Below are 12,733 nucleotides of genomic sequence, written 5' to 3'. Positions count from 1 at the left end.
ATGTCAAACAGAATAATCAAAAAACTGGGCAGTAAAAAAACGATCTGGTCGTGCTCAAATCATGGTTTTACAATGATAGAGCTGATTATTGCGATGGGGATATCCACTCTGGTGGTTGGCGCAATATATGTTCTGTTTGTCGCGCAGGACGATCATTACAATGCCCAGAGTCAGGTCACCGTGATGCAGCAGAATCTTCGGGCTGGCACCGCCATGATGGAATCTGATTTTCGCATGGTGGGGTATAATCCTGATGGAGCAGGAGCCACAGTTTTTGCTCTTCGTGATATCACGAAACGTAATTTGGCCTATGGTCTCGATGCTAATGGGAACTCATCAATTCAGTTTACCACAGACCTCGACGAAGATGGGGTACTTGATGACCCCAATGAGGTTCTGACCTATTCGCTTGCTGATTTTCCTGACAACGATGCTAATGAACAGGATGGAGTTGCTGATCTCACAAGAAGTATTCAGTCCACTGTAGTTGCTGCCTCACCTAATAATAACAGGGAACTTATTGCCGAAAATATCGAATTTCTAGGAATCGCCTATGCCTTTGATGTTGATGGGGATGGAGCCTTGGATACGACTGCAGCCGGTAATGTGATCTGGGGAGTTGATACTGATAACGACAACAGACTTGATGTCGGGATCGATACCAATGATGACGGTGTGGTTGATGTAAATGATACAGCAGGTGGTTCCGCTATAACCGGTGCTCCGTTTAATGCGGTGGCTAACGTAGAGATAGCGTATATACGGTCTGCACGAATCTGGGCATTATCCAGAGCCAAAAAAGACGATCCTAAGTTTTCAAATACATCGACATATATTGTGGCCGACAGGCAGATAACAGTTGCTGACAATTTTAGGCGACGGTTACTCGAATTCTCGATCTATTTCAGAAATACCGGGCTATAGCATGAAAAGAATGGAAAGCATGAAAAAAATACAATCAGTTTCATTACGAGAAGAGGGGTTTACCCTGATTGAGGTGTTGATTGCGATGGTAATTCTTTCCATAGGTATTATCGCGCTCACATCAATGCAGACTACAGGGATAAAGGGAAATGCTACAGCAAATATACTTACAACGGGGGGGACGTGGGCAGCCGACTCAGTTGAAAGGGTGTTTGCTATGGACTACGCAGATCTAACTAACGGTAGCACAACCTCAACCAACGGTAAATATACGACCACCTGGAATGTTACTGATGCCACGCCGATGCCGGAAACTAAATCAATTGTAATCACTGTCACAAGTCAGGATGACGGGCAACAGAGAAGCGTTGTCGTAAATTATATCAAGGCCAAATTTGTGAAATGATATGAACGAAAAAATCACGCGAATATTTCAAACACTTCTCTCAAGAAATAGCAATGAACGTGGGTTTGTGCTGGTTACCGCATTGCTTGTGATGGTCATTTTAACCCTAATAGGCATATCGACTACCATCAATACCTCACAGGAGTTGCAGATTGCGGGTAACGATAAATTGCATAAAGAGACTTTTTATGCGGCTGAGGCAGGGGCTGTGCTTGGCGCTGAAGTACTGGAACAGAATCTCAACTGTGTTACCGGATTTTCTACTGGTACACTTGAGGGAACCATTACAGTCAATACTCGTGATATGGCCTACAACTCCTACACCGACACTCGTTTCACGACATTAAACATTGATAATTCAATAATGACTGATGCTTCTGCAGATTTCGTATATCCAGTCGGTTCTCCTGAACAGAGTTTTGGGTATGTGGTGGGATCAACAAGTATGCAGGCTGGAGGTGCATTAATGATGGCGGCTGGCTATGAAAGAAAAGGGAAATCTGCCGCAGCTGGTGGCGTATCGCTTCTTTACGATATTTATTCAAGGCATATGGGGGCCGGCTTGAGTGAATCAATAGTGTTGTTCGGCTGGCGACACCTCGTAGGTGATGAAAGTAGCTGTAACTATTGATCGACTAACGTATTCACTTCATCTAAAAAATGAAAAATTGTAAATTAGAAAAGCAGGATGGTGAAGATATGAAATGGAAACACAAATCAATTGCTATCTTCCTGGTAGGGCTTGGGATGCTTGCTTTAACAGGATTGAGGGTCGAGAAAGCGTATGCCGCTGATGTATGCAGTTCAGGGGTAGCTGAACCCCCGTTTCTTTCATATGGCGTAAAGTCAAACCTCCTGTTGGTCATTGATAACTCCGGAAGTATGCTCGATATGGCATATACTGATCCTGATGAATCGCAGTGTTTTGATGATTCATATGATACTGCTGATGTCTATATCGGGATTTATGAGGTGGAGGACTCCAGTGGTCAGGATGTCTGGTACCAATGGCAGGATGGCCCTTATCAACAATGGGAGTCAGGTGAAGAATATGATGAAGGGGACAGGGTTTATGTAAATGGCATCATATACCAGGCATATGAAGATTGTACCGCCACCGGCAGTTATCTTTATGATGACACCGCCTGTACCTGGGATAAGGTCTTTGATTATGAAGGCTGGAAGAAATCTTTTGACAGGTGGGCAGATGATACTGCTTATGCGGCGGGGGATACAGTAACTGATGGTGACCGTGTATATATAGCGCAAAAAGCCTGTGTATCCAATGACCCCGACAACACAGATGGAGAAACATTAGCTTCAGACATAGGATGCGAATGGAATAATCAAAATTCATCCTGGCTTTCGGATACGACCTATGCCGTAGGCGATATCGTTTCATATGAAGGGAAAATATTTGAAGCGACAGGTGGCGGGCCGGCTATGGGGGACTCTCCCGATGACGATATTATTGGATGGACTCATATTGATGAAGGTAAATATGTTGTTGTCGCTGGAGGGGCTGTAAATGCCAATTTGGGTTGTATTGCTGCCTCGGGTACTGCTTCGTATAATTCTGATGTTTGTGTAAGTGTAAAAGATACCGTAACTCCTGTTGAGGTCACTGCTTTTTACGCGAGAGGGAATTTCCTTAATTGGGTTTCCGCCTCAAAATTTGATATTCAGAAAAATATTTTAACTGGCGGAAAGTATGATGACATACGAGATCTGCTGATCTCAGAAAACCGTGGGTGTGGAGATCGCGGGTTTGTAAAGCAGGTGGTTCTAAGTAATGGACTGGCAACTACTGCTGATGATGAATACCTCACATTGCGTGTTCGAGGCCCTCAAGCCTCAGGGCAAGAGATTTTATGGGATCAGATTGATTCCGTTGATGATGTCACTCGAATTGAGATTCTTAATGTGAGTGAGAACGGCTTTGACTATGGAAAGTGTGCTCCTGTCATTGAGGCGTCTCTTGATGGTTCTATCCAGGGCGACCAGAACAAAGTCGATAATTGTCTAGAGCCTGCTCCAGGAGTAGATGCTTCAGCATATGATCAACGTGCGGCATTGAACCATGGGCTACAATATTGTTGGCAAAGTAACTATAATCTCAGCAAAATATATGCGACTACTGGTGGTGGAGCTGGTTCCTGCCCTACGGTATATGGTGCAATAGGGCCTGGAGAGATTTCTTCATTCGTAAGCACATACCATTGCTCAGGAATTTTTGATGCTGACAAGCCCCATGATGAGCGAAGTGGTTATGTCGGACGCTGTTGGGATACCGGTGGTGGAGGAGCTGTTACGTGTATTGCAAAACCTGCCTTAGCTCTTGCAGATGGTGGGTGTGACGGTAATCCCTGTACGTACAGCCAGGAAATGTTTAAAAACGAAGATGGTTATAATTACGAGTGTGACGATTATAATGCTGGGAAGAATGAGTGCAAGAAGGATGTTTATAGTCTTATTTACGTACAGTCCGATGATTTAATAACCACTTGTGTTCCTGTAGTTGCGACTGAGTTTAGTGGCGAAATAGACGGTGATACCGCAACAGTAGCTCCAGACTTGACCTATGCTAATACTAATTATGCTGGTCTGATTGATAATAATGGAAACGTGCTCAATAACGCTCAGTGGGTTTGCGTCTACCAGGCGATGGAAGATTATTGTGCCGACCTTCGAATTCCTGAAGTAATTGATCCAAGCGATCAGATTACACAGACATCTAGTTCCGGGAATCTTCCGGCCATCCTTATCGATTCAGGTGTATTGTCGCAATTGGGTGTGATACATCCTTTGAAGGTGTTTAAAGGCTATATTGCTTCAAGTGATACGCCGGAAGGGATTCTTCAGGAAGTAAAAGAAGACCTGCGTATCGGGGTCATGGCGTTTAATGATAATGGTGCAAAAACTGAATGTGATGCAGCAGACACAACTGACATCATTGAGCAGTATTGTCCTGGTAATACGCAGGATGGTGCCGAAGTTAGATCAAATATTATTCTGGGTTCTGCTGATGTCGGTGGAGGACGCCAGCATATAGAAGATGTTGTGGTTGCCGTAAACGATACTCGGGCGACTTCATGGACACCTCTTGCAGAGGCAGTATATAACGCAATAGGTTATTACACCCAACGCACTGATCTCCGTCTCAATGATGATGACTTTCAGGTAAGTGCAGGCGGCTGGGCTAATGCTACAGCATATACGATCGGCGATGTGGTGACATCCACAGATGCAGGCGGAGATACAATCTATTTCCAGGCTACTACTACAGGTACATCAAGCGGTACAGAGCCGACTGATGATGCAGGAGTAACCTGGGCGCAGATTGAAAATCCAGATCCTGTTGTCAACTGGTGTCAGGAAAACCATATTCTGATAATAACTGAAGGGGCATCGACGGCTGATATCAATCAGGATGTTATTGATTTTGTTGGTAACGCTGCAATCAATGATGGTGATCAAGCCTCGGATGCGACATGCCCTAATGATTTAAACGCAAGTACATATCTTGATGACTTGACCTATTTTGCCAAGAACAGCGATGCGGTAAGTTTGTATGGTGCCAATTCTACACTTTCCACTGGGGAAGATTCAGATGGAGATGGCAACATTGATGAAAAAGAGAAGCAAAACATTACAACACATATTGTTGTTGCCGGTACGCTGAGGGATACAGGGAATGATGAGTGTAGTCCTGATGAGTTAATCAGGAGTGCGGCAGAAAACGGCGGGACCGGTCTAGTTTTAGGTGAAAATCCTGAAGATCTTGAGAATAACCTGCTGGAAAAATTCAATGAACTCAGGCAGAGATCTTCTGCAGGTTCTGCTGCATCAGTTATTTCATCATCACGTGGTGGTGAAGGTGCTATCTATCAGGCTATTTTCTGGCCGGAACTCAATCGTAATCATCAGGACGGTTCCGAATATAAGGTCGAGTGGGTTGGTGATGTACATGCGTTGTTCATCAACGACGCCGGCTATATGTTTGAGGATACAGACCAGAACAGAACTCTCGAACCATCAGAAGATATCGATGGAGATGGAGTTCTGGACGTGGATGAGGATGCAAACAATGATGGTTTGCTCAGCGCCGGAGAGGATATTGATGGTGATGGCAAGCTTGATTACTCAGAGGACGCAAATAATAATGGTATATTAGATGGCACTGATTTGCGTGTTATTATCTACTTTGATGAAACTGCAGGGAAGTCAAAGGCATGTTTTAATTCACTTGTTTTCGATACTGGAACCTGCACAAATTCAAAAGATCTTGAGGACGTAAAATTCCTCTGGGAAGCTGCTGGGTGGTTAAACGATCCAGCGCTTTTAACTTCATCGAACAGGACGTACCTTTCTGACGATAAAGAACGATATATTTTTACCTGGATTGATCTGAATAATAACGGAATCGTTGATGACGATTATGATGGGGTTGTTGACGATGATGATGAAGTACGGCCTTTTGTAGAGGGGCTTGCCCTTGACGCATCATCGAATGATCTTCCTGTCAGCGGGACACGCTCGCCAGTCTATGCCGATTTTGGCGTAGCTACCAGTGAAGAGGTTGATGCAATCGTCAGTTGGTCAAGAGGCGCAGACTCTTTGATCAACGAAGATACAAATAATGACGGGATTCTTGATGCAGGTGAAGATCTCAACGGTAACGGGCGACTTGATAAAATCATGCGTAGTCGTCAATTGCCTGATCAGGAAGGAGGTACGACACTCTTAACGTACAGGCATCCTGATACAATTCATTCAACACCAATGACAGTGTCTGAACCTGCAGAAGGATTTCAGTTTCTCTACAGAGACAGATCCTATGCCAGATTTGTAGCAGCGCATAAAGACCGTCGCCATATGATCTATTATGGTAAAAATAATGGTATGTTGTCTGCTGTTAATGGAGGTTTTTATAAAGAAGATGAAAAGAAATTCTGTTTAACGTCTACAGAAGATGCAAGCGGTAACTGTGACGAGAGTGCGGGCAATTTTCCGGCTCTTGGTGCAGAAATGTGGTCATATATTCCGTATAATATATTGCCACATTTAAGTTGTCTGACAGATGAGGCATATGCCCATAAATACTTTATCGATCTTCGTCCGCGTATTTTTGATGTGAAGATCTTTCAGGAGGAGTCAAGCTGCACCGATGCTGGTGGTAATTCCACACCTACCGCCGCTGGATGTTATCATCCGGATGGCTGGGGAACAATTCTCGTTGGTGGAATGCGACTGGGTGGTGCGCCGGCAAATGCATATGAGGTCAGTGTAGATCCTACAGATGGTCTGGCGGAGGATAACAGGCGGTTCATCTCATCATATTTCATATTGGATATTACTAATCCTGAGGCACCGCCGATTGTTCTGGGCGAACTTACCCAGACGCTTGATAACAGTGGTAACCCAAATTATGTAGATCTCGGTTACTCAGCAGCAATCCCTACCATGGTAATCATGAAAAATCCGGCAACGCATGCGGATGGGTTCGGTGTAGATGGGCCTGAAGCAAATGAATGGTATCTTATTCTGGGAAGTGGACCTCATGGCCCAGATGCTGTGGAAGGTGTAAGTGATCAGAATGCCAAGGTGAGTGTAATCCCGCTTTCATGGCTCAATGGTACTGACGTAGCAGATTCCAGCGGAAAAACAGCTCTACGAATCCCGGCTACTGCTCCAACTTCCGGGGCCTCGGGTGGAACCTTTGATCTGGCTGGATCACCGAATGGATTTACCTCAGATTTAATTACTGTAGATTTTGATATTAGTCCAAGTACCTTTGACTACATGGCTGACACTGTCTATTTCGGCACAACTGAAGGAAACTTCATCACCAATGCCGACGAAACTACGGAGTGGGATGGCGGTGGTAAGATGTATCGTCTTGTTACACGACCAATATCTGGTGGTTCCAGTACGTACGGGAATGGTGTAGAGCAGGTGCCTACTACCCCGAATGAGTGGCAGATTCTGCCTCTGATTGATTTGTCGGGCGATAACAGGCCGATTAGTTCAGCGCCATCTGTGGGATATGATGGCAGGAACTTCTGGGTGTATTTCGGGACAGGAAGATTTTGGGATCCTCGTGACAAAACAGACACTAATCAACAGACATTCTTTGGTATCAAGGAACCAATGATCTTTGACGGTACAACCGGTGACCCACAAAGTTTTCTCTGGGGAGAGGTTGAATTCACCGATAATATCAATCCTACTACCGGGGCTGATACCGGGATGGGCAACAATGGTGCGGGTGATCGAGGTCTCTTGCGAGTAGATAACATACTCGTTGCTCAGTCATCTGAAGCCAGGTATTCAAAACTTTCCTGCCTTGATACCACAGACACAACTAATGGTTCGCCGCTTGGTGGTGGCAGTACATTAACATGTGTACCAGCAGTAATCCGTCAGGGAACAACTCCTGACACTGCGTACTTTGCAGCGCTTGAAAAATATGTTGCCGGGATCCCTGTAGGCGATTGCACTAACGATAATGCTGATTGTACAGATGGCTGGTATAAGGATTTCTGGCCGTATACCAACAGGGAAAGAAATCTTGGTCAGGGAACACTGCTTGGTGGACTGCTTACGTTTACTACGTATCAGCCTTTTAGCGATGTATGTCAGGCTGAAGGCGAGGCCTACCTGTATGCAGTATATTATAAAACCGGTACCTCATGGTATGAAAACGTCTTTGGCGACGAAGGGTTGGATGCTTATGGGAACGTAGAAAACAAGCTTGATCTTGGACGTGGTCTGGCCACAACACCAAACCTGCATACCGGCTCAGGTGGTAGTGAAGGACCACGAGCGTTTGTTCAGACAAGTACTGGTGAAATTAAAGAGATTCAGCAGGAAAATCTGCCGATTAAGGCGTACAAAAGCGGTCGAAGCAAATGGAAAGAGTATATTCCATAAACGTTTCAATGTGTGATTTATGTTACTAAAAAAGCCGCCTGGATTGAGAGTAATCCGGGCGGCTTTTTTGTTTTATTACAGCACCAAACTAAACAAGCTACAAGCAAGGGGAAATTACTCCACCACCTCAAATCCGATTGCAGTAATAGCCTGTTTTACCGTATCTGTACTCACTTCTCCCTCATAAGTCGCTTCGCCTTTGTCGAGATCGACAGATACATTTTCTATTCCTGAAATCTTTTCAAGAGCGTCTTTGGTCGATCCGACACAATGCTGACAGCTCATGCCTTTGATTTTTACAGTTGCCATTGTTTACCTCATGGGATTGAATTACAGTTTCAGCCTACTAGAAATTAAAGTAAACTTCGAAGTTTTAGAAATCAAGGTAATAGTTACAAAGGCGCGAGGTGAGTATGTCCGATTCAGTTGTTCAGAGTTCAAAGGTTACCGTAAAAGGTATGCATTGCGCTGCATGCTCCAGCAGAATTGAGAATGTTGTAAGTGGTATTGAGGGAGTGAGCGAAGCGTCTGTAAATCTTGCTTCAGAAATTCTTTCTCTTAAATGGGACGAAAAAGTTATACCGTTCACCGCTATTCAGGAAAAGGTTAAGGGGCTCGGCTTTGAGCTTGGTCCTTTGCCGGTAGAGGCGCAGGCTGAATATGAATTGACTATAGGTGGCATGCACTGCGCGGCCTGTTCGACACGTGTCGAAAAGGTCGTAGGCAATCTGCCAGGGGTAGAAACAGCGAGCGTTAATCTGGCAACTGAGACCGCAACTATCGTAGCCAACAAAGAAGTATGTGGAATACGTTCGATCCGTAAAGCGATAGAAGGGTTGGGTTTCACCGCTAAGATCAGAGGTGATAAGGTCAGGGAGTTTGAAGAGAAAAAGGAGGAGACTAAAAAGCAACTTGCAACAATGAAGCATAAGCTGATTGCGATGTTGTTACTGGCATTTCCATTGCTCTATATATCTATGGGAGAAATGATTGGGCTGCCTCTTCCGTCAGTTATTTCGCCACATCATAAGCCGCTGAGTTTTGCTCTTGTTCAACTTCTTTTAGTTGCGCCTATTGTCTGGTTGGGCAGAAATTTTTACCTGATCGGTATCCCTGCCTTACTACGTAGGGTTCCGAATATGGATTCGTTGATTGCGGTCGGCACAGGTGCTGCACTGATTTATTCGTGTTGGAATTTGCTGGAAATAGCTTTGGGTATTGATCCAATGGCAAAAGCAATGGATCTCTATTTTGAATCGGCAGGTATCTTGATCGCATTGGTTTCTCTTGGGAAATATATGGAGACTCGTTCCAAATCCCACACATCAGATGCAATAGGAAAGCTGATAGAATTAAAACCTGAAACAGCGATACTGCTACAAGACGATGAACAAATAGAAATCTCTGCAGAGGAAATAGAGATCAATGATGTTCTTTTAGTAAAACCGGGAGACAGAATTCCGGTCGACGGGGTTATTGTATCTGGCGAAAGCAATGTCGATGAGTCAATGTTGACAGGTGAGAGCATGCCTGTGGCCAAAAAAAGTCAGGACAAGGTGTATGGCGGTACATTGAATAAAAACGGTGTGCTGCATCTTCAGTGTCGGCAGACGGGTGAAGACACAGTCCTTTCACGAATTGTCAAAATGGTGCAGGACGCCCAGGGCTCTAAAGCCCCGATAGCTGGAATGGCAGATCGAATAAGTCTCTATTTTGTTCCGGCTGTGATGGTGTTTGCAATAGTTACAGGGCTTGCCTGGTATTTTGTAGGAAATGTTGAGTTTACAATGGCCCTGCGATTTTTTATTGCTGTTCTTGTTATTGCCTGTCCCTGCGCTATGGGGCTTGCAACACCGACATCACTTATGGTCGGAACCGGGCGTGGAGCGCAATTGGGAATTTTGGTGAAAAATGGTGCTGCACTGGAAATGTCTGAAAAAATAGATGTCGTGGTTTTTGATAAAACGGGGACATTAACCCGTGGAAAACCGGAATTGACGGATATTGTCGTTATTGGCGACGGTAATAAAAAAACTCTTTTGCAGCTTGCAGGTTCAGCAGAGCTATCGTCGGAGCACCCACTGGCAGAAGCAATAGTGAAAAGTGCCGAAGACGCAGGGGAGAAACTTGTGCAGCCAACGTCTTTCACAACTGTTTCCGGCAGAGGGATTGTGGCACACGTGCTGGGGAAAGAGGTTTCTATAGGTAATAGAGACCTGATTGAAGATCGTAACATTGAAGTTGGTGATCTTGAGGAAAGTTTCGCACAACTGTCGCGATCTGGTAAGACAGTCCTTTTTATGGTCGTAGATGGCGCTGTGGTAGCCTTGCTGGCAATTGCCGACAAGTTGAAGCCGGAGAGTCGTGATGCTGTAAAACGATTACACAAGGCGGGTCTGAGGCTTGTAATGCTTACAGGTGACCAGAAACTGACAGCACGTGCAATTGCTGATGAAGCCGGAATTGATGATGTTGTCGCAGAAGTATTGCCGGACCAGAAAGCCGATACCGTAATAGAACTGCAGAAACAGGGGCTTAAGGTAGCTATGGTTGGGGATGGAATTAATGATGCTCCGGCCCTGGCGCAAGCCGATGTTGGTATTGCCATGGGGACAGGAATTGATATAGCAATCGAGTCTGGTGATATCGTTCTTATGAAAGGAAACCTTGATGGAATATACGGTGCGCTGATGCTTTCAAAAGCAGTAATGCGTAATATCCGTCAGAATCTTTTCTGGGCTTTTGCGTTTAATGTTACAGGTATACCTGTGGCTGCCGGTTTGTTATATATATTTGGGGGGCCGACATTGAACCCTATGCTGGCTGGGGCTGCTATGGCTATGAGCTCGGTGACTGTTGTCACAAATGCGCTTAGACTCCGGTTCTTTGCCATACCTTAATTTTGTGTTTTGGTTCATTAAATGCCTCACGCTTTTCGCTTGACATTTCCGCTGACCAAATTATAAATAAGCGCTTAATAATGAATCACAGTTCAGTGACTGTTGCCCAGTTATTATTGAGCAGCGTTATTTTTTTTCATATTAAACTTTTAAAGAAAGAGGATCACTATGTCTAAATTAGTAGCACCTCACGGTGGAAAAGGCCTCGTATGTGCACTTCTTGAAGGTGCAGAGCTCGAAGCAGAGAAAGCAAAAGCAGCTGGCCTCAAGCAGATTGAAATTTCAGATCGCGCTAAAGGCGACCTTATCATGATGGGTATCGGTGGTTTTTCTCCGCTTACCGGTTTCATGACCAAAGCTGACTGGAAAGGCGTTTGTGAGAACTTCCAGATGGCAGACGGAACCTTCTGGCCTGTGCCCATTACCCTTGACGTTACTGCTGCTGATGCTGCAGATATCGCTGAAGGTTCTGAGATCGCACTCGTTCGTAAAGGCGAAGTTTTCGCAACCATGACAGTTTCTGAGAAGTTCGAAATGACCGAAGCTGACAAGAAATGGGAATGCGAGAAAGTATTCATGGGCGAAGGCGAAGAGTCTGTAGATGGTAAATTCTGGGAGATCGCACCTGAAGATCATCCTGGTGTTATCATGGTTATGGCTCAGAAAGACGTTAACCTTGCTGGTCCTGTTAAAGTTCTCTCTCAGGGCGAGTACCCAGTAGAGTACCCAGGTGTTTACCTTACTCCTGCTGAGACCCGTGCAATGTTCGAAGAGCGTGGCTGGGCAAACGTTGCTTCTCTTCAGCTTCGTAACCCAATGCATCGCTCTCACGAGTACCTTTGCAAGATCGCAGTTGAAGTATGTGACGGCGTTCTGATTCACTCTCTTATCGGTAACCTCAAGCCAGGTGACATTCCTGCACCGGTTCGTGTTAAAGCTATCGATATCCTTATCGAGAACTACTTCGTAAAAGAGAACGTAATCTCTGCTGGTTACCCACTTGATATGCGTTACGCTGGTCCTCGTGAAGGTCTCCTTCATGCTACCTTCCGTCAGAACTACGGCGTTAACAACATGCTTATCGGTCGTGATCACGCTGGCGTTGGTGATTTCTACGGTCTGTTCGAAGCTCAGGACATCTTTGATCGCATTCCTACCACTGGCGATGCTGCTAAAGATCTCCTTTGTAAGCCAATGAAGATCGACTGGACCTTCTACTGCCACAAGTGTGACGGTATGGCTTCTCTTCGTACCTGTAACCACGACAAAGATTCTCGCGTTATCCTTTCCGGAACCAAACTCCGTAAAGCTCTTTCTGACGGCGCTGAGATCGTTGACCACTTTGGTCGTGACGAAGTTATTGTTCACCTTCGTGCATACTACGAAGGTCTGACCGAGAAAGTAGAAGTTAAGATGCAGGGCGCAGCTTCTGGCGACGCTATGTAATCAAGACTTTTCTTGAGTCTTTAAGGAGATACTGCCCGCATGGGCGGTATCTCCTTTTTTTTTGAGCTTAAAAAAGGTAAACTTCTACTCATTCATTTGAAGCTTTTAAAATACGCACTTCAGG

7 protein-coding genes are annotated in these 12,733 nt (G+C 45.1%); 6 read left to right on the top strand and 1 reads right to left on the bottom strand.

What is annotated here, in order from left to right; genetic code table 11:
* From FCL46_RS12240 to FCL46_RS12225, 4 genes are all read left to right on the top strand, one after another.
* The gene (locus FCL46_RS12240; protein WP_136808411.1) at positions 1-924 is read left to right on the top strand and encodes a prepilin-type N-terminal cleavage/methylation domain-containing protein; all 924 of its coding nucleotides are present in this window, start codon (positions 1-3) and stop codon (positions 922-924) included.
* Between the two features lie 19 nt (positions 925-943).
* Entirely contained in the window at positions 944-1,330 is a 387-nt protein-coding gene (locus FCL46_RS12235) for a type IV pilus modification PilV family protein (RefSeq protein ID WP_217909620.1), read from the top strand.
* A 1-nt stretch (position 1,331) separates the two neighbouring features.
* A complete protein-coding gene (locus FCL46_RS12230; protein WP_136808409.1) occupies positions 1,332-1,961 on the top strand; it encodes a pilus assembly PilX family protein in 630 nt (209 codons plus the stop codon).
* A 68-nt stretch (positions 1,962-2,029) separates the two neighbouring features.
* The gene (locus FCL46_RS12225; RefSeq protein WP_136808408.1) at positions 2,030-8,263 is read left to right on the top strand and encodes a pilus assembly protein; all 6,234 of its coding nucleotides are present in this window, start codon (positions 2,030-2,032) and stop codon (positions 8,261-8,263) included.
* Between the two features lie 114 nt (positions 8,264-8,377).
* On the opposite strand, the gene FCL46_RS12220 is transcribed toward FCL46_RS12225, so the two are convergent.
* Entirely contained in the window at positions 8,378-8,572 is a 195-nt protein-coding gene (locus tag FCL46_RS12220) for a heavy-metal-associated domain-containing protein (protein ID WP_136808407.1), read from the bottom strand.
* Positions 8,573-8,676: 104 nt separating this feature from the next.
* Between FCL46_RS12220 and FCL46_RS12215 the strand changes: the two genes are divergently transcribed.
* Both FCL46_RS12215 and sat read left to right on the top strand, forming a co-directional pair.
* The gene (locus FCL46_RS12215) at positions 8,677-11,163 is read left to right on the top strand and encodes a heavy metal translocating P-type ATPase (RefSeq protein WP_136808406.1); all 2,487 of its coding nucleotides are present in this window, start codon (positions 8,677-8,679) and stop codon (positions 11,161-11,163) included.
* A gap of 168 nt (positions 11,164-11,331) precedes the next feature.
* On the top strand, positions 11,332-12,609 hold the full coding sequence (gene sat, locus FCL46_RS12210; RefSeq protein WP_136808405.1) for a sulfate adenylyltransferase: 1,278 nt from the start codon (positions 11,332-11,334) through the stop codon (positions 12,607-12,609).
* Positions 12,610-12,733 lie beyond the last annotated feature (124 nt).

It is taken from the genome of Desulfosediminicola flagellatus (assembly GCF_005116655.2).
Lineage (GTDB): Bacteria > Desulfobacterota > Desulfobulbia > Desulfobulbales > Desulfocapsaceae > Desulfopila > Desulfopila flagellata.
Note: the sequence above shows the minus strand (reverse complement) of the source record. Positions and strands in the feature narration are given on the sequence as shown.